Annotated in this window: 16 protein-coding genes; 15 read left to right on the top strand and 1 reads right to left on the bottom strand. The window is 57.2% G+C overall.

Annotation, left to right across the window (positions count from 1 at the left end):
• The first annotated feature begins 105 nt into the window (after positions 1-105).
• From AB7M29_RS20905 to AB7M29_RS20850, 12 genes are all read left to right on the top strand, one after another.
• The gene (locus tag AB7M29_RS20905) at positions 106-1,059 is read left to right on the top strand and encodes a VOC family protein (protein WP_454247787.1); all 954 of its coding nucleotides are present in this window, start codon (positions 106-108) and stop codon (positions 1,057-1,059) included.
• On the top strand, positions 1,052-1,405 hold the full coding sequence (locus AB7M29_RS20900) for a Rieske (2Fe-2S) protein (RefSeq protein WP_454248744.1): 354 nt from the start codon (positions 1,052-1,054) through the stop codon (positions 1,403-1,405). The genes AB7M29_RS20905 and AB7M29_RS20900 overlap by 8 nt, the downstream gene beginning before the upstream one ends.
• 212 nt (positions 1,406-1,617) lie before the next feature.
• Entirely contained in the window at positions 1,618-3,288 is a 1,671-nt protein-coding gene (locus tag AB7M29_RS20895; protein WP_454247786.1) for a DUF1302 domain-containing protein, read from the top strand.
• Positions 3,289-3,302: 14 nt separating this feature from the next.
• A complete protein-coding gene (locus tag AB7M29_RS20890) occupies positions 3,303-4,670 on the top strand; it encodes a DUF1329 domain-containing protein (RefSeq protein WP_454247785.1) in 1,368 nt (455 codons plus the stop codon).
• A 133-nt stretch (positions 4,671-4,803) separates the two neighbouring features.
• Complete coding sequence (locus tag AB7M29_RS20885; RefSeq protein WP_454247784.1) at positions 4,804-5,856, top strand: WD40/YVTN/BNR-like repeat-containing protein; 1,053 nt, start codon at positions 4,804-4,806, stop codon at positions 5,854-5,856.
• A gap of 3 nt (positions 5,857-5,859) precedes the next feature.
• Positions 5,860-8,352 carry an efflux RND transporter permease subunit gene (locus AB7M29_RS20880; RefSeq protein ID WP_454247783.1) on the top strand — a complete coding sequence of 831 codons (2,493 nt, stop codon included), beginning with the start codon at positions 5,860-5,862 and terminating at the stop codon, positions 8,350-8,352.
• Positions 8,342-9,529, top strand: a complete 1,188-nt coding sequence (locus AB7M29_RS20875; RefSeq protein WP_454247782.1) for an MFS transporter — start codon at positions 8,342-8,344, stop codon at positions 9,527-9,529. Before AB7M29_RS20880 ends, AB7M29_RS20875 begins: the two co-directional genes overlap by 11 nt.
• A 61-nt stretch (positions 9,530-9,590) precedes the next feature.
• The gene (locus AB7M29_RS20870) at positions 9,591-10,172 is read left to right on the top strand and encodes a cupin domain-containing protein (protein WP_454247781.1); all 582 of its coding nucleotides are present in this window, start codon (positions 9,591-9,593) and stop codon (positions 10,170-10,172) included.
• Positions 10,169-11,176 carry a fumarylacetoacetate hydrolase family protein gene (locus AB7M29_RS20865; RefSeq protein WP_454247780.1) on the top strand — a complete coding sequence of 336 codons (1,008 nt, stop codon included), beginning with the start codon at positions 10,169-10,171 and terminating at the stop codon, positions 11,174-11,176. The genes AB7M29_RS20870 and AB7M29_RS20865 overlap by 4 nt, the downstream gene beginning before the upstream one ends.
• Positions 11,164-12,174: an NAD-dependent epimerase/dehydratase family protein gene (locus AB7M29_RS20860; RefSeq protein ID WP_454247779.1), complete on the top strand. Its 1,011-nt coding sequence runs from the start codon at positions 11,164-11,166 to the stop codon at positions 12,172-12,174. The genes AB7M29_RS20865 and AB7M29_RS20860 overlap by 13 nt, the downstream gene beginning before the upstream one ends.
• Positions 12,161-12,946: a cyclase family protein gene (locus tag AB7M29_RS20855; protein ID WP_454247778.1), complete on the top strand. Its 786-nt coding sequence runs from the start codon at positions 12,161-12,163 to the stop codon at positions 12,944-12,946. Before AB7M29_RS20860 ends, AB7M29_RS20855 begins: the two co-directional genes overlap by 14 nt.
• Before the next feature lie 12 nt (positions 12,947-12,958).
• Positions 12,959-13,705: a FadR/GntR family transcriptional regulator gene (locus AB7M29_RS20850; RefSeq protein ID WP_454247777.1), complete on the top strand. Its 747-nt coding sequence runs from the start codon at positions 12,959-12,961 to the stop codon at positions 13,703-13,705.
• Here the strand turns inward: AB7M29_RS20850 and AB7M29_RS20845 are convergent.
• A complete protein-coding gene (locus tag AB7M29_RS20845; RefSeq protein ID WP_454247776.1) occupies positions 13,695-14,618 on the bottom strand; it encodes a LysR family transcriptional regulator in 924 nt (307 codons plus the stop codon). The genes AB7M29_RS20850 and AB7M29_RS20845 overlap by 11 nt on opposite strands.
• Positions 14,619-14,901: 283 nt before the next feature.
• Between AB7M29_RS20845 and AB7M29_RS20840 the strand changes: the two genes are divergently transcribed.
• From AB7M29_RS20840 to AB7M29_RS20830, 3 genes are all read left to right on the top strand, one after another.
• Positions 14,902-15,861, top strand: a complete 960-nt coding sequence (locus AB7M29_RS20840; protein ID WP_454247775.1) for a LysR family transcriptional regulator — start codon at positions 14,902-14,904, stop codon at positions 15,859-15,861.
• A 99-nt stretch (positions 15,862-15,960) separates the two neighbouring features.
• The gene (locus AB7M29_RS20835; protein WP_454247774.1) at positions 15,961-16,971 is read left to right on the top strand and encodes an ornithine cyclodeaminase family protein; all 1,011 of its coding nucleotides are present in this window, start codon (positions 15,961-15,963) and stop codon (positions 16,969-16,971) included.
• A gap of 27 nt (positions 16,972-16,998) precedes the next feature.
• Entirely contained in the window at positions 16,999-18,015 is a 1,017-nt protein-coding gene (locus tag AB7M29_RS20830) for a dihydrodipicolinate synthase family protein (RefSeq protein WP_454247773.1), read from the top strand.
• Positions 18,016-18,027: the final 12 nt, after the last annotated feature.

Raw genomic sequence — 18,027 nt, 5'->3', positions numbered from 1 at the left:
CACCCAGTCGGTCGTTACACCGCCTGAACTGCCCACCGGACTCGCGAGCCCAAAGATCGTGAGTCTGGGCGGGTCCAAATAACAATTTTAATGGAGCGGTATGGCATGAACATTATTGGCCTTGACGCCCTGACTTTTGGTGTCGATGACGTCCTGGCGTGTCGCGCCTTTTTGTGTGATTACGGTCTCATCCCTGTCGCAGCTGATGACGACGGCGGGCGTTTCGAGGCGCTGGACGGTACTTCGATTATTATTCGCCGCGCTGATGATCCGACGCTGCCACCGGCCATTGGTCCGGCGCCGTCGATACGCGAAACGATCTATGGTGTAGCCAGTGCTGCTGACCTCGACGCCATCGGCCAAGAGCTGTCGCGTGACCGTGACGTAACGTGGGATGCCGATGGTGCTCTGCACAGCGTTGATGACTCGGGCTTTGCCATCGCTTTTCAAGTCAGTGTACGGCGAGACTTCCACGCAGCGGCTGATCTCACTAACTCGCCGGGTAGCGTGTCTCAGCGCCCAGTCAATCAAGTGGGCATCTATCCCGATATGCCCGCAATGCCCAGGACCTTATCTCATGTTGTGTACTTCGTGCCCGACGCGGTCAAGGCCGAGGCATTCTATGCCGAACGTTTGGGCTTCAGAACCACGGATCGTTTTGTCGGCGTAGGCCCGTTCATGCGGCCGGCCGGTTCGGACGAGCATCACTGTCTGTTCATGATTCAAACCCCGCCGCACATGCAGGGCTGCGAGCACTTCACCTTCCATCTGGGCAGCGGCACTGAAGTATTACTGGCAGGCAGGCGATTCGAACAAAACGGCTGGACAAGTTTTTGGGGACCGGGTCGTCATCTCTTCGGCTCCAACTGGTTCTGGTATTTCAACAGCCCACTGGGTTGTCACATTGAGTACGACGCAGACATGGACAGGCACGATGATGCCTGGGCTGCGCGACAGGCACCGTTGTCGGCGGACAACTCCCAGTTGTTCCTGTTTACCTCGCGTGAGAAGTGGGCGCCTTCCGGTGCTCCACCGGAAAAGGGCAGTGAGAGTGCGTGATGGGGCGGTTTTCCTATGCCGCATTGATGGGCTGATTGAGGGCCAGGCATTGGGTTTTGATCCCCTGGCGCAGGGGCGTGACAGCGTATTCGCATTGCGTCACCAAGGCCGAATCCGGGTGTACCTCAACAGTTGTCCCCATCTCCAGGTGCCCTTGCAGTACCGAAAGGACCGGTACCTGAGCGCTGATGGTGAGCGAATTGTCTGTTATGCCCACGGTGCGCAATTTATGCCGGATACCGGTGTGTGTGTTTATGGACCTTGCCTGGGGCAAACCTTGCAGTCGCTTGAGTTCGGCCAGGAAGCAGGGTGGTTGGTGTTGCCAATTGCCCAGTTGATACCGTGATCCAGGTATCGCGTTTGGTGATGGATCGCATCCTTGTATGCGATTAGTCAAATTGGAGTTTTGGCGAGAAGCTATTTCAACCCAAACCGTCAGAGTGTGTATGCGGGAACTCTAGTTCCATCGTTTTATCGTTGGTGAGTCAACGCGCTGTTCGCCTTGCTAAGTCACAGCGTGATGAAACTAAAAAATAAAAACAACAGAGAGGTTTCTACATGGCCTGTTTTGATATCGCCGTTTTTCGCGGCGAACGTCCCCCCTTTGCCCTGAGTTTAGCAGCGCTGATGTTTGGCATGGTCGGATCCACCGCCCATGGGTTTGAACTTGACTCCGGTAATCCCGATCTTCGCATGCGTTGGGACAATACGCTGAAGTACAGTGCCGGTTGGCGGGTGAAGAGTCAGTCCGACAAATTGACCCAGGGGCAGACGGCTCTCAATTTGGATGACGGTGATCGTAACTTCGACAAGGGTCTGATTTCCAATCGCCTTGATCTGCTATCTGAATTCGACATGTCTTATAAGAACGTCGGCGCTCGGGTGAGTGGTGCTGCCTGGTATGACGATGTCTATAACAAGAAAACTGACAATAACGCCTCGGATCGCATTAATAGTTTCTCAGGCGATCACTTTCCCAGCGACACCCGCGAGTTACATGGCCGTAAGGTTGAGCTACTGGATACGTTCATCTACGGCAAAGGTGAAGTGGGTGGTAACGCGATCTCCGGTCGAGTGGGTCAGTACGCCATGCAGTGGGGTGAAAGCCTGTTCTTCGGGATGAACGGTATTGCCGGAGGTATGGCGCCTATCGATGTGGTCAAGAGTTTGTCTGTACCCAATACCCAATTCAAAGAGTTAATCCGTCCGGTCAAACAAATATCTGGGCAATTGGAACTGACACCTGAAGTGTCGGTCGGTGCCTACTATCAGTTTGAGTGGGAGGCTAACCGTCTCCCAGCCTCTGGTAGTTACTTCTCGACTAATGATTTTTTTGCTGATGGCAGCGAGAGGTTGTTTGTGGGGGCGCCAGTAATGCCTGGAGGTGAGCCGCTTGCCTTCTATCACGGCAAGGACAAGGACGCGAAAGACTCAGGGCAGGGCGGTTTGCAACTGCGCATTCGCGGCGAAACGGTGGACTGGGGTCTTTATGCGATCCGTTTCCACGACAAATCACCGCAGCTCAACGTGCGTCCGGATTTTGCGAACCTCAATCCCCAGACGGGCAATGCAGGTCAATTCTATTGGCTCTATCCCGAGGGGATTGAAGCCGTTGGCGGCAGTTTTTCCCTTACACAAGGCAACTACAACATCGCCGGCGAAATCTCGACGCGTTGGCACCAGCCCCTGGCTTCATCCAATCAGCGCTCGCTGCTGGCGGGAGAAGCCCTGAACAACGACAACGACCCTCTCTACGCGACCGGCCATACGCTGCATGCCAACCTGTCCTGGCTGGCGAGTCTTGAGCCTTCGTTCGTCGCCCAGGAAGCCAGTTTCATGGGCGAGTTCGCCTGGAACCGCACGCTCAGCATCACCCGTAGCCCGGACGCCCTGGAGCCCAACGCCGACCGCGACGCCTGGAGCATGCGTACTGTCTATGAACCGACCTACCGCCAAGCATTCCCGGGGCTGGATATCAGTGTTCCGGTGGGGGCCAGTTACACCCATGGCAATTCGTCAGCGCTGGGCAGTGGCTTTGGTGTCAACCACGGTGGCGATCTCAACATCGGAATCAAGGGTAACTACCTCAACAGCTGGAATGTCGGCCTGACTTACACCCATTTCTACGGGCCGGAAAATACCTTTCTCGACGCAAACAGCCACACCACCTACGGCCAGGCGATGAAAGACCGCGACTTTGTTTCTTTCTCCGTCAGCCGTACTTTTTGAGTCAGGGGCAACATATGAATTCTTATAAGCGCATCGCTACTGTGTTTACCTGCCTGGTTTCTTCATTGCTAATCGCCCAAGGGGCCCTTGCTGCCGTATCGGCCGAGGAGGCAGCCAAGCTAAAGACTTCACTGACGCCTCTGGGCGCTGAGCGCGTCGGTAACGCCAGCGGGACGATTCCTGCGTGGGATGGGGGCTACACCAAGGCCGACCCAAACTATAGGGATGGCGGCAAACGAAGTGATCCGTTCGCCAATGAAAAACCGCTGTACACCATTACGGCGCAAAACATGGGGCAGTACAGCGATCAACTGTCCGAAGGCGTCAAAGCGATGCTCAAGAAGTATCCGGACACCTACCACCTGGATGTCTACCCGACCCACCGCACCGCTGCCGCGCCGCAGATTGTGTATGACACGACGTTCAAGAATGCGACCCAAAGCAAGCTGGTTGACAGCGAGGGTGGACCCAAGCCCGAGAATGCTGAAGGTGGTATTCCATTCCCGATTCCGCAGAGCGGCGCTGAGGCGATCTGGAACCATCTGACTCGCTGGCGAGCGGCGTCCTGGCATGCCAGTTTCTTTCAATACTTGATCACCTCTGATGGTAAGCCGGTGCTGACCAACGACTCGCGAGCCGCCTATCAGATGCCTTGGTATTTGCCCCAAGGCGCCAACGACAGCGGCGTCTTCTGGACGACGCGGATGATCAACGATGGGCCACCGCTGCGCGCCGGTGAAGGAATCGTCGGGCGCGAGAATGTTAGTGCCGACAAGACAGTTGTATGGACTTACCTGCCAGGCCAGCGTCGAGTTCGCCGTCTGCCCAATGGTTGCTGCGATACACCGACACCGGCCAGCGCCGGAGTTATGAGCTTTGATGAACTCTATGTGTTCAGCGGACGAATTGACCGTTTCAACTGGAAACTGGTGGGTAAGAAGGAGTTGTACATTCCATACAACTCAAACAAGGTCTTTACCGCCAATGCACCCACCGATCTGCTCGGTCAGCATCACCTGAACCCTGATTCAATCCGTTGGGAGCTGCACCGCGTTTGGGTAGTGCAAGCGTCTCTTGTGGACGGTAAGCGTCATGTGCTGCCCAAGAGCACCTACTACCTCGATGAAGACACCTGGAGTGCCGTACTGGCCGAGCGTTATGACGCCCAGAACCAACTGGTGAAAATGCTCTGGACGACCCCCGTCGTATTGCCTGACCTGCCAGGGGTGGTGACCGTTAACAACGGCTTCTATGACCTGCTGTCCGGGGCTTGGTTTGCTGGCGACATCTTTGCCGGCAAGAGCGAGCAGTACCGGATTATGCCGACTTATCAGGACTCGGCTTTTACCGGCGATTCGCTGGCCGGTGAAGGTGTTCGCTGATCTCAGGCGTTACGCCCGTACATACGGGCGTATCCACTCGAGGAGAGGATTGATGATCCGTTGTTTTAACAACAAGAGGCTGCTTGCAAGCGGGCTGTTTGGTGGGTGGTTGGCTTTGGCGCCGATATCGGACGTGAACGCAACCGAGCTGCCAGATGTGCTGGCGCAACCCAGCGTCATCACACCGCAGGCCGGTCATGCCGTGCTGTTGGACATCACCCGGGCTGGAAAGCGGCTGGTGGCAGTGGGTGAGCGCGGCGTCGTGCTGCTGTCCGATGACAATGGCATCGGCTGGCGCCAGGTGCAGGTGCCTGTCAGTACGACGCTGACGGCGGTGCAATTCGTTGATCCCCAGCATGGGTGGGCTGTGGGGCATTCGGGTGTGGTACTGCACACCCTGGACGCCGGACAGAGCTGGACCTTGCAACTGGATGGCCGGCGCGCTGCCTTGCTGGAACTGGAGGAGGCGCAGAAGGCCGTTGGGGCGCCTGGCGCCACCGACGAGGTGCAACATCGACTCCTGGCGGCGAAGCAACTGGTTGCCGATGGCGCGGATAAACCCTTCCTCACCTTGAGCTTCAGTGATGCTCAACATGGCATTGTTGTCGGAGCCTACGGCCTGGCGATGCGCACCGAAGACGGCGGCAAAACTTGGCATTCCTGGATGGGGCATATTCCCAATGCCAGGAGCTTGCATTTGTATGCGTTGGCTGGTTCGGCAGAGGTCTTTTATATCGCTGGTGAGCAGGGATTGTTGTTGCGCTCGCTGGACTCCGGCAGGCATTTCGAACAGTTGGACGGTCCCTACGACGGCACTTATTTCAGCCTCGCCATTCAGGACGACGGCGCACTGCTGATTGGGGGGCTGCGTGGCAAAGCCTTTCGCTCGCGAGATCAGGGCGACACCTTTGAAGCGTTGACCAACCCGATTCCGGTATCGCTAGGGGCGGCACCCCGTGTTGGCCATCAGACGCTATGGGTGAATCAGGCGGGCAGTGTCTTGCATGGCGCCGACGACAGCCTGGTGCTGCAACCCTTGGCCACGCCCGAAGGATCGCATTGGATTGACCTGGTGAGTGCCCCTGACGGCTCGTTGGTCGGGGTCGGGTTTACTGGCGTATCGCGGGCCTCGATGCCCAACGTGAGTGCTCTGTCTACCATTCCTGCCCAAGCAGCCCTGGAGTAGTACATGAACATTACAACTCCTTGCCCGGCTCAACCTGCTCTCGGAAGCCTGGCTGATTTCGATCGCCAGTCCGGTTCGCTGCTTGAACGGGCATTGTTCAATCATCGGTATCTGGTTCTACTGATATGCCTGCTGATCACCACGTTGCTCGGTTGGCAGGCGACTCATCTGCGACTTAATGCCAGTTTCGAAAACATGATCCCCAACGATCATCCGTACATCGTTAATTATCTGGAAAATCGCAAGCAGTTGTCCGGACTCGGCAATGCGGTGCGCATCGCCGTCGAGAACAAGTCGGGCTCGATTTACGACGCCGATTACTTGAAGCAACTGCAAAAGCTCAATGACCAGGTGTATCTGCTGGCAGGTGTTGACCGGGCCCATATGAAGTCCTTGTGGACACCTGCCACCCGCTGGGTAGGTGTGACCGAAGATGGGCTGGAGGGTGGGCCGGTCATTCCGGATGGTTACAACGGTGATGCCACCAGTCTTGCGGCGCTCAAGCGCAATGTCGAACGCTCCAATGAAATCGGTCAGTTAGTGGCTTTTGACCAACGCTCTAGCATCTTGTACGTGCCTCTGCTTGCGACCACCGCTGATGGCCAACCACTGGACTACACAACACTTTCCCAGCAGATGGAAGGTTTTCGTCAGCAATATCAAAGCGAAACCATCGGGATTCATATCACAGGCTTCGCCAAGGTAGTCGGTGACCTGATCGAAGGTCTCAGGCAGATCCTGCTGTTTTTTGCTGCGGCGCTGATTATCACGACTGCGGTGCTTTATTGGTTCACTCGCTGCCTGCGAAGCACATTGTTGGTGGTCAGTTGTTCGCTGGTGGCGGTGATCTGGCAACTGGGCCTGTTGCCCATTCTGGGCTATCAGCTTGATCCGTATTCGGTGTTGGTGCCGTTTCTGGTGTTCGCCATTGGCATGAGCCATGGTGCGCAGAAAATGAACGGGATCATGCAGGACATCGGGCGGGGCGTTCATAAGCAGATCGCTGCGCGCTATACCTTCCGCCGGTTGTTCCTGGCTGGTCTGACCGCACTGCTTTGCGACGCGGTGGGCTTTGGTGTGCTGATGATCATCAAGATCCAGGTGATTCAAGACCTGGCGGTGATCGCCAGTATTGGCGTGGCGGTGTTGATTTTCACCAACCTGATCCTGTTGCCGATTCTGCTGTCATTTCTCGGTGTGAGCCAGGCCGCAGCCATGCGCAGCCTCAAGAGCGAGCAGGTGGCTGAGGTGGGTGGCCAGAAACATCCCGTGTGGCTTTTCCTCGATCTGTTTACCCGAGGCAAGTGGGCCAGCGTGGCTGTTGTCGTTGCGGGAATGCTGGCTATCGGCGGTTATCTGGTCAGCTTGCATCTCAAGATTGGTGATCTGGATCCTGGTGCCCCTGAGCTGCGGGCCGATTCGCGTTACAACAAAGACAATGGGTTCATGACCGATCACTACGGTGCCAGCAGTGATGTGTTCGCGGTCATGGTCAAGACTCCGGTCGGTGCCTGCTCCCATTACGACACCCTGCGGCGGCTGGATAACCTGGACTGGCAGCTCCGAGGCCTGGAAGGCGTCGACACGACCAATTCGCTTGCCTTGCTCAACCGTCGCGTGCTCGTCGGTCTCAGTGAAGGCAGTCCGAAGTGGTATGAGCTGCTGAACAATCAGGCGACCCTGAACATGGTCACTGCCGGGGCACCCCGGGGGCTGTACAACGAAGACTGCAGTCTGCTGACCTTGTACGGCTACCTCTCTGATCACAAGGCCGACACACTGAATCGGGTCGTCGATGCCGTGGAAGTTTTCGCTCGGGACAACAACAGCGATCAGGCACAGTTTCTTCTTGCCGCGGGTAACGCCGGAATCGAGGCGGCAACCAATATCGTCGTCAAGCAAGCCAGTCACGAGATGCTCTGGTGGGTTTATGGCGCGGTCATCCTGTTGTGCCTGGTGACCTTCCACTCCTGGCGCGCGGTGCTTTGTGCGGTGTTGCCACTGGTGCTCACATCCATCCTTTGTGAAGCGCTGATGGTGGCGCTGGGCATCGGCGTCAAGGTCGCTACCTTGCCGGTGATCGCGCTGGGCGTGGGTATTGGCGTGGATTACGCACTGTATGTAATGAGCATTGTGCTGGCCCGTCTGCGTCTGGGGGAAAGTCTGTCCCAGGCCTATTACCACGCCCTGTTGTTCACCGGAAAAGTCGTGATGCTAACCGGCGTAACTCTGGCCATCGGGGTTGGCACCTGGGTGTTGTCCCCCATCAAGTTTCAGGCCGACATGGGCATTCTCCTGGCGTTCATGTTCGTCTGGAATATGGCCGGGGCACTGATCCTGTTGCCGGCCCTGGCTTACTTCTTGTTGCCCGTAAATCGCCGTGTGCAGGCAGGACAGATCGCCGACCGGTTAGCTGACATCCAAAGCACTCCTTCCACCGCTGCCATGCAGTGCGAGACCTATAAGAAATTTCCGGAGATGGCTAATGAGCACTGAACGCAAGGCAAGCTTTGTGCAATCGTTGTTGTTGCTGGTCGGGAGTTGTCTGCCAGTGTTGGGCGCGGTGCTTCTGGCGCCGGTGCTGCCAGGCATGCATGCGCATTTTGCCGATACGCCGGGGGCCAGTGTGCTGGTGCCTGTCGCATTGACGCTACCGGCTCTCATGATCGCGTTGCTGGCGCCCTTTGCCGGGATCATCGCCGACCGCCTGGGCCGCAAGCCGTTGCTGCTTGGCGCCATGCTGCTCTACAGCGTGTGTGGTCTGTTGCCGATCTGGCTTGAGTCGTTACCCGCCATTGTCGCGAGTCGGGCGGGGATAGGTCTTGCCGAAGCGGCGATCATGACCTGTTGCACCACCTTGATGGGCGACTATTACAGCGGTGCCCGTCGCGCGCGTTTGTTTGCCTTGCAGATGGTCGCCACGTCGTTATCGGCGACGCTGTTCATTACCCTCGGTGGCGTGCTGGGTGAAAGTGGTTGGCGAACGCCCTTTACCCTGTATGCAATTGGGTTTGTGTTGCTGCCGTTGATGGCTCGATGGTTATGGGAGCCGAAGGGAAACCACGCAACCGTCGACAGTTTGAAGTCACAGTCCAGTCAGATGCCATGGCGCACCCTGACACCGGCTTATCTGCTGGCCGTCATGGCTGGGGTGAGCCTGTACGTTGTGCCGGTACAAACCAGTCATCTGCTCAACTTGTTGCACATCGATTCTCCTCGACAAATCGGCATGACCATGGGCGCCAACCAGCTCGGAATACTGGTCGGGTCCCTTGGTTTTCCTTTACTGGCACGCTGGCGTGCGCAGTACCTCTTGACACTGGCCTTCATTTTGACCGGTGCCGGTGGCTGGTTGATGGCTGTCGCCTCCAGCCATGCGGTCTTGGCCATCGCCGTGACGATCAACGGTCTGGGTATCGGTTTGATGATGCCAACCCTGCTCACCTGGGTCATGGCCCAAGTCGATTTCAACCAGCGTGGTTATGCCGCCGGTGGGTTTACCTCAGCATTTTTCGCCGGTGAGTTCGCCAGCCCGTTGGTGGTCATGGCCATTATGGGGGGCGGCGGGATCGAGTTGCCGACAGCACTTTTGGTGCTGGCGGCCGTTCAGCTCCTGATCGCTTTGGCGTGTTTCGCTGCGGGGGTTAAACCGCGGCGAATCCTTGCGACCTGAGCACTCATTCGAATTCATGTACTGCCATCAACGATGGCTGCTAATCAAGGAATCTAACGCGATGCAAACACTTCCTGATTTCAAGCGCGTAGTCACCGGCCATGACCAACGAGGTCTGGCAACGGTCGCTTCGAGCGGGCCGACGCCCAACAATTTTCCGCTTAAGGCCGTACCCGGTACGGTGTTCTATGAAGTGTGGAACAGCACCAACAGCCCGGCGTTGCTGGATAACGGAGACGATCCCACGGCCAAGCCTTTGCAACTGAGCCCCTCGACTCTCGGCAATCTGATTCGTGTAGTGGATATCCCGCCTGACAGTGTGCAAAACCAAGTCAGTGACGCGGACGCCGCGGCAGCTTTCGCCGAAATCGGCGAGTCCCATGCAGGCACCGGGACGACGGATTCCCGGCACAAATTAATGCACCGCACCGAGACCCTCGACTACGGCATCGTCACCGAGGGTGAAGTGTGGCTGGTGCTGGACCAGGAAGAGGTACACCTCAAGCGCGGCGATATCGTCGTGCAACGCGGCACCAATCACGCGTGGAGCAATCGTACTGAACATCCTGCACGGATGGTGTTCATTCTGCTTGACGGACGCTACAGCGACGAACTGACCGCTATGCAGGGAATTCACCCATGAAACTGGCAACCTTAAAAAGCGCCGGTCGCGACGGACGACTGGTGTTGGTATCGCGCGATTTGCACCAGGCACTGGAGGTCGGCGATATAGCAGCCACCCTGCAACAAGCCATCGATCGTTGGGCCGAGGTCGAGCCGCAGTTGCAGGCGTCGTATCGCGAACTGAACGAGGGGCGGGCACCAGGTGCTTTCGCCTTCGATCCGGCGCAGGCCGCTGCGCCATTGCCGCGCACGTATCAATGGTTGGACGGTTCGTCCTTCATCTCCCATGGTCAACTGATGCAAAAAGCTTTTCATCTTGAGCCCATCGAAGGCGTGGAAAGTATTGCTCTGATTTATCAGGGCGCCGGTGATGACTTTCTCGGTTCGCGTGACGATATCCCGTTGCCGAGTGAGCAACACGGTATCGATTTCGAAGGCGAGTTCGCGGTGGTGGTCGATGAGGTGCCAATGGGGTGTTCGGCCGAAGCGGCCATGGCGCATATCAAGCTGGTGCTGCAGCTCAACGATGTCAGCCTGCGGGCCCTGGCCCCACGTGAGATGAAAACCGGATTCGGCTTCCTTCAGGCCAAACCATCCTCCAGCTTCGCTGCCGTTGCGGTAACGCCCGATGAGTTGGGCGATGCCTGGCGTGAGGGGCGGGTGCACCTGCCTCTGCAAGTGGAATGGAATGGGGAGTGGTTCGGCAATCCCCATGGCGGTGCCATGCACTTCGGCTTTCACCAGCTCATTGCCCATGCCGCACTAACCCGGCGCCTGGGGGGCGGTACGGTCGTGGGGTCGGGTACGGTCTCCAATGTCGATCGCAAAATGGGTTCGGCCTGCATCGCTGAACGGCGAGCCATTGAGATGATCGAGCACGGCGCCCCGCGGACGGGCTTCATGCGTTTTGGCGACCGGGTGCGCATGGAGGTGCTAGGCAGTGACGGACAGTCGCTGTTTGGAGGCATCGATCAGCGCGTCGTTTCAAGTCAAGGAGAGGGGAAAGCATCATGCGAATCTTAGTCACGGGAGCCAATGGTTTCATCGGCCGCATCCTGGTCCAACGTCTGCTTGCGACCGGGGTTCTACGTGGCGTGCCAATCAGTGCGCTGATCTTGCTGGACAAAGAGCTGAGTGACTTTCCCGAGGACAATCGGCTGCGACGTAACCTGGGGAGTGTCAGCGACCCTGCGTTGCTAAGGCGCATACTGGCCGATGGTATCGATGTGGTCTTTCATCTGGTGAGCATACCGGGCGGCGCTGCTGAGGAGCATTATGCTCAGGGCTACGAGGTCAATTTACTGGCCAGTCTGGAGTTGCTTGAGCAACTGCGGCAACAACCTGCAAAACCTGTTTTGATCTACGCCAGCAGCGTAGCGGTTTACGGTCCGAGCCTGGCGGGGCGTATGGATGAGTCTGCCAGAGCGTGTCCTGAACTGTCCTACGGCTCGCACAAGTTGATGGTTGAGACCGCCTTGAACGATCTGGCTCGGCGGGGCGAGGTTGATGGCCGTGCGCTGCGGTTACCCGGCATTGTTGCTCGCCCTCGGGCGCCCAATGGATTGCGTTCGGCGTTCATGAGCGACCTGCTGCATGCTTTCGCTGCTGGCGAGTCCTACTGCTGTCCCGTTTCCCCGCAAGCGACCGCATGGTGGATGTCGGCACGCTGCTGTGTCGATAACCTCTTGCATGCAGCCGAAGTGGATGAAGCCACGCTGGGGGGACAACGTGCCTGGCAACTACCCCTGCTGCACCTTTCCATTGCTCAGATCATCGACGCCCTGGCGGCGGTATACGGTGAGCAGCGGCGAGAACTCATCACTTTTGCACCGGACGAAAGGCTTGAGACGCTCTTTGGCCGCTTCCCTGCGATGAGCACTCCCAAGGCGCGTGCTCTGGGGCTTCGTCATGATGGGTCTGCTGCGGCCCTGGTTCGAAACGCACTCAATCCCGTCCCCCGAACTCGGCGTGCACATCGGGCAGATAATCCTGCTGGAGTGGTCGTTCATGAAATCGACTAATCGACGGTTGGTGGATTTGTCCGTCTGCCTGGAGAACAATCCGTACACCGACCCACCTCCTTTGTTGCCGAAGATTGAATACAGTAACCACCAAGAAGGTTGGCCGGAAATGGCGGCAATGTTTCCCGGCCTGAAAAAATCTGATCTGCCGGGAGATGAGTCCTGGGCCGCCGAGCGCTTGATCATAACCACTCACAGTGGCACCCATATGGATGCGCCTTGGCATTATGCTTCGACCACCGATGGCGGCAAACCCGCCTACGGTATTGATGAACTGCCTCTGGATTGGTGCCTTCAACCTGGCGTGAAGCTGGATTTTCGACACCTGCCCGACGGGCATGTGGTCACAGCCGCTGAAGTGGAAGACGAGTTGGCACGCATCGACCATGATTTGCAGCCGCTGGATATCGTCTTGGTCAACACGCGGGCAGGTGCCTTATTCGGATTGCCCGGGTATCTGGATGCCGGCGTCGGCATGGGGCGTGAGGCGACGATGTATCTGCTGGAGAAGGGAGTGCGGGTTGTCGGTACCGATGCGTGGAGTTGGGATGCGCCATTCAAGTACACACGCGCGCGCTTCGCTGAAAGTGGTGATGCCTCAATCATCTGGGAGGGGCACAAGGCTGGTCGGGATATCGGTTATGGTCAGATGGAAAAACTCGCCAATCTGGAAAGTCTGCCGGCCCATGGTTTTTTGGTCTCTTGTTTCCCTTACAAGATCAAGCATGCATCGGCCGGTTTTATCCGGGCAGTGGCGATTTTCGAGGATTGAGAATGATCGATCATGACTGATATGAGTGTGCCCACAGACGTTCGAAAAAAGCGCCGTAGTCTTTCTCAAGACCTTGAAGCGTTGCTGTCGAAATACATTAGCGAGGGGCGGTTGCGAGGGGGGGAAAAGTTGCCCGCCGAGACGGCCATCATGCGTGAATATGGTGTGAGCAGGACAGTCGTTCGCGAAGCCATGTCTCGTTTACAGGCCTGCGGCATGGTTCTGACACATCATGGTATCGGGACTTTCGTGCGGGGCAGTACGCTGTCGCCAGGTCCACTCATTGATCCGGCCACGATCGACATCATCGTCGATTCGCTGGCCATCATGGAGCTGCGGATTGCTCTTGAAGTAGAAGCCGCAGGGCTCGCCGCTCAACGACGAACACCTGAACAGTTGGAGGAGATGCGGGCGCTGCTCGATCGGTTAAAACCCAGGCAGGTCATGGCTGATGATGTGGCCGCCCTGGACTTTCAGTTCCATTTGAAAATAGCTGAGACCACAGGCAATCCCTATATTGGCGACACCCTGCGCACCCTCGGCGTCGTCATCGTCCCGCGCAGCCGACTCGATTCTGCCCGTCTGTTCCATGAAGACCCCCTGAGTTACGAACAGCGCATTCACAATGAGCACGAAGGGATTTATGACGCAATCCTGCGTCAGGATGTTGAATGCGCGCGCGCTGCCATGCGCCTGCATCTGGATGACAGTCGCGGGCATCTACATCAGGCCTATGAACAGAGTCGAGCTAGAGAATAAGCGGCGTATCGAGGCTGCGGATCGTATCGACCACTTTTTCGCGAAGCCAACGCAACATCGGGTCGCTATCCATGCTGCGGTGCCAGGCCATGAATTCTTTCATCGTGGTCAACTCGACCGGGGGCCGAATCAGTCGAAGAGGCAGCGTTTTGGCGTACAGGGCAGCAAGCCGGCCGAGCATGGTCGCTATACGTTCGGTGCCCATGATCAGGCTGGGTATGGTGCTGAAATCGTGTGTAATGACCTCCAGTCGACGACTGCATCCGTACTGCTTAATCAGCCACTCATCGACTCCTGGCGTCCTGTTCCTGCCGAATGCGGCGGCGATGTGACCCAGCTCCAGATAGCGTTCTAACGTCAGGTTTTGACCAACGCTGGTATTACCTTCCCATACAACGCAGACGTGTTGTTCCTCGAAGAGCAGCTCTGAGGGGTGCTGGGGGGAAATGTAGTGTTCTGGTGCGATCATCAAATCGATCTCACCATGCATGAGCATCTCCAGAGGGGAGTCATTCGGGCTGACCAGTTCGAAGGTCACGAAAGGGGCTTCACGATTCGCTGCCTTGATGACTTCGGCAAAGATCACGCAAATCAGATAGTCGGACGCCATGACACGAAAATGGCGTTTGCTTTCAGCGATGTTTTCCCCAGGTTTGTTTGTGATTGAAGTCTGGATCTTGAGAAGAATTTCGCGCACGGGGCTTTGTAGTTGCTTGGCTCGTGGGGTGAGCATCATTTTGCGACCCACCTGCACAAGCAAGTCATCTTCGAAGTAGGTCCGCAGACGCCCGATGACGCCACTGGTTGCTGATTGAGTCATGTGCAAACGCGCTGCGGCACGGGTGATATTTTGCTCATCCAGCAAAATATCGAGGGCCACTAGGAGATTAAGATCCAGATGTTCGAATCGCATGGCATTGATCTCTTATTGTTTTTATTTTTCGATACTTTCATTGTGAACTATCAGATTGTCAACTACCTGCCAATGGAGGGCGTGGCAGAGGGAAAGGAGGCGTGCACACGACGTGAGTTGCGTCATGTATCTTTTAATCCGATATCTCTTATCGCCAATCGCGATGGGTGGCCTGTGGATACCCTGTGCAAGACTTGGTCGAGGGCTCTATTGTTCGTATAACGTATTGATTCGCTTGGCGGTCGGAGAGTCAGAGCCGGTCGGAAGTATTGGAGTTAACAGCATGAAGAATAATAAAAATGCTCACAGTACCTATAAACCCGACCCAGTATCGCAATGTCCTTCCAGCGTTCTTACGATTGTCGATCCTCGATGGATATTATTTATACGTGTCGCGGAGGTTGGAAGTTTAAGTAAAGCGGCTACATTGCTTGACATGCCTCAGTCCATGGTCAGTCGAAATATTGCTCTGCTCGAATCGCAATGTGGCGAACGCTTGTTTCATCGTACCGGGCGCGGAGTGGTCCTGACTGAGTTTGGTGAGCAGTTGCTGCCTTGCGTATCGAGCCTTCTGGTGGAGGCGCAGAGCATTGTCGATGACATTCGTAACCTGCGTGGCAAACCGGTAGGCGAAGTGGTTGTCGGTATGCTGCCTTCAGCGGTACGTCGTTATGCGGGGACTCTTTTTGCGGCAGTGAGCGAGCACATGCCGGGGGTGAGATTGCACCTGATCGAGGGAGCAAGTGCTCAACTGGAAGAGCAGTTGCACGATGGCCGTCTCGATATGGCGTTGGTCCTGCGTGAGGATGAGACAAGTATTGGTGAGGCCTATCCACTGGTCAGGGTCCCTCTGCATCTGGTGGGGCCCGCCACGGACCCCGTCATCGGCAATCGAGATATCCCATTGAAGCAGCTGTCCGGGTTGCCATTGGTGGTGCCAGGGCGTCCCCATCTGCTGAGGGCCAGGCTCGATCACTTGGCGGTGGAGCATTCAATGGCTTTGTGCGTTGCGGTTGAAGCTGATTCCGTCCAACTTCAATACGAAGTCGTTGCGGCGGGCGGGGGATATGCGATTGCCTCTGTGCTGCCCGATTCGCTTGATCAGCGACTGACGTCGTCACGCATAGTTGAGCCGGTTCTTGAGCGCTTTGTCGTGCTTGTCGAATCTCCCCGTCGCCCCTTGACCCGTGCCTCCCGGGAGGTACGACGGTTAATCTGTGATTTGGCCATGCCATCGACTTGAGTGATAACTGCTTTCCACTCCATGCAGTATTCACCGTGGCAAGTGCCTCGTAGGGTGTCAGTCAATCAATGACTGATCCCCGATTGCGAGGTGAACGATATGCATGATTCCAAGGTGCCTCAGGCCATTGCGCCGACGCTCTTTCTCAGTGACTCCGATGTTGCTTCGCTTGCCGACTGGAGCGCAGCTGTAGCCGTGCTCGCTGATGCCTACGCCTACCCGACATCGGATGCCATGGTGCCGCCTCGCTCCATGGCTCGAGGCGATGGTATCTGGCTGCGCAGTTTGACCGCGGTGTCACCCGCCGGCGGCCACATGGGGTGCAAGTTGATCGCGGCCTCGATGCGGGCCCGTTGCGCCAGTTACCTGATCGCATTGTTCAATCAGCAAACCATGGCGCTCAGCGCCTTGATCGACGGCAACCGAGTGACAGGCTTGCGCACGGCTGCAACCGCCGCATTGGCGATAGATCTGCTAGCACCCCAGCGAGCGTTGCGGGTTGGTGTGATTGGGGCTGGGTTCGAAGCACGCGGTGCGCTTGACTGCCTCAAGTCCGTGCGGGAGGTGGCTCGGGTACGGGTGTTCAGTCCAACACCGGCGAGTCGCGAGCGGTTTGCCGAGAGCTTCAGGCCCGCGCTGGATATCGAAGCGGTAAACAGTGCGCAAGAGGCGGTGCAGGATTGCGATGTGGTGATTTGCGCCGCCCGCAGCCGCGATGAATCTCCCGTGTTGCAAGGGGAGTGGCTGCCCGCCGGCGCTACGGTCGTGTCATTAGGTTCGACCTTGCCTGAGCAGCGGGAGGTTGATGCGGTCACGATGGAGCGAGCCGTCTGCATCGTCGCTGACATACCCCACGAAGTGCTTCACGACACGGGCGATGCCATCGCTGCGCTCAGTGCTGGCGTAAAAGTCGCCGAGAAGTTAGTACCGTTGGCCGATTTGGTCGCGGGTCGTGCCCATCCGCGTCGAAACGAAAGCGACATTGTCCTCTACAAATCGGTCGGTTCGGCCCTGCAGGATGTCGTCATTGCTGAAATGCTTTACGAGCGCGCCAAACAGCAAGGCCTCGGTATCGACCAGCCCGCCAGTATTGTCCCTATCTCGAAATAACCCCCCACTGTTTGAAGGAAGATTGTCATGGCTATCTACAAAAAAACTGATGCCCGCGCCTGGGCGCGCGAAAATCTGGTGGGCTGCTCGGCAGTCACCATCCCCAGCTTCAGCGCCGACCTCAAGTGCCTCAATGAACGTGGCATTCGTCACGACATCGAGCATACGGTCGGGCTCGGTTACAGCGCCACACTGCTCTGCAGCGAGCTGGCGATCACTGCGCAAGAGAACGCTCAATTCACCGCCTGGGCCCGTGAATCCGGAAAAAACCTGATCCTGTTCTTCCATGCGGCGTTTGGCACCCTCGCCGAGAATATCGAGGCCGCGAAGCTCGCCGAGAAAGCGGGTGCAGACATTGTCCTGCTCTCCTATCCGCCGCAGTTCTGGCCGACTTCCGAGCAGGAGATCTACGACTACACCAAGTCATTCTGCGACGCGACGGATCTGGCGGTCATGCTGTTCCCGATTCCGCTCTGGGGCTTTGAGCGCGTGCATCCGTCTGGCATGTCCCTGGAACTGGTACGTAGACTGCTGGCCGATTGTCCGAATATCGCGGCGATCAAGGCGGAGCAGGGGTTCCCACTGCCGGCAGGTATCTGTGAGATGTACCACCACTTCCGGGATCAAGTCGTGATCAGTTGCCCCATCGAAGGCGATGCGATTCCACTGATGAGCCTGATGGAGTTGCAGTTTTCCGGCACCAGCAACACCGCCTGGATGAGCGACTACTACCCGAAGGCTTTCGAGTTGGCACGCACCGGCCGATTCGAAGAAGCGATGGAATTGTATTGGAAGGTCAACCCGGCACGTGGTGCCAACGGTGCCGCGGCTCAAACCTATGCGGGCGGTACAGGGGTGCTCAATCGCACCATGTGGAAATACCAGGACTGGCTGGCCGGCTTTAACGGCGGCCCGCTTCGTGCACCCGCGATGCGAGTTCCGGATCGCCTCATGAAGTCTTTGCGTCAAGGCTTGGTCGCGGCCGGTCTGCCAGTGACTTCGGATCCTGATAGCGCCTTCATGATCGGGCGTAACCCTTGCTGAGTACGAGGATTG

The organism is Pseudomonas sp. F-14 TE3623 (genome assembly GCF_053629015.1).
The sequence above is the reverse complement of the archived record's forward strand: the minus strand, read 5'-3'. Positions and strand labels throughout refer to the sequence as shown.

Excerpts from the sequence above, each read along its gene's own strand:
- AB7M29_RS20860 (WP_454247779.1), top strand. The coding sequence starts at position 11,164 with ATGCGAATCTTAGTCACGGGAGCCAATGGTTTCATCGGCCGCATCCTG.
- AB7M29_RS20870 (WP_454247781.1), top strand. The coding sequence starts at position 9,591 with ATGCAAACACTTCCTGATTTCAAGCGCGTAGTCACCGGCCATGACCAA.
- AB7M29_RS20905 (WP_454247787.1), top strand. The coding sequence starts at position 106 with ATGAACATTATTGGCCTTGACGCCCTGACTTTTGGTGTCGATGACGTC.
- AB7M29_RS20890 (WP_454247785.1), top strand. The coding sequence starts at position 3,303 with ATGAATTCTTATAAGCGCATCGCTACTGTGTTTACCTGCCTGGTTTCT.
- AB7M29_RS20880 (WP_454247783.1), top strand. The coding sequence starts at position 5,860 with ATGAACATTACAACTCCTTGCCCGGCTCAACCTGCTCTCGGAAGCCTG.
- AB7M29_RS20835 (WP_454247774.1), top strand. The coding sequence starts at position 15,961 with ATGCATGATTCCAAGGTGCCTCAGGCCATTGCGCCGACGCTCTTTCTC.
- AB7M29_RS20855 (WP_454247778.1), top strand. The coding sequence starts at position 12,161 with ATGAAATCGACTAATCGACGGTTGGTGGATTTGTCCGTCTGCCTGGAG.
- AB7M29_RS20850 (WP_454247777.1), top strand. The coding sequence starts at position 12,959 with ATGACTGATATGAGTGTGCCCACAGACGTTCGAAAAAAGCGCCGTAGT.
- AB7M29_RS20845 (WP_454247776.1), bottom strand. The coding sequence starts at position 14,618 with ATGCGATTCGAACATCTGGATCTTAATCTCCTAGTGGCCCTCGATATT.
- AB7M29_RS20830 (WP_454247773.1), top strand. The coding sequence starts at position 16,999 with ATGGCTATCTACAAAAAAACTGATGCCCGCGCCTGGGCGCGCGAAAAT.
- AB7M29_RS20840 (WP_454247775.1), top strand. The coding sequence starts at position 14,902 with ATGAAGAATAATAAAAATGCTCACAGTACCTATAAACCCGACCCAGTA.
- AB7M29_RS20865 (WP_454247780.1), top strand. The coding sequence starts at position 10,169 with ATGAAACTGGCAACCTTAAAAAGCGCCGGTCGCGACGGACGACTGGTG.
- AB7M29_RS20895 (WP_454247786.1), top strand. The coding sequence starts at position 1,618 with ATGGCCTGTTTTGATATCGCCGTTTTTCGCGGCGAACGTCCCCCCTTT.
- AB7M29_RS20875 (WP_454247782.1), top strand. The coding sequence starts at position 8,342 with ATGAGCACTGAACGCAAGGCAAGCTTTGTGCAATCGTTGTTGTTGCTG.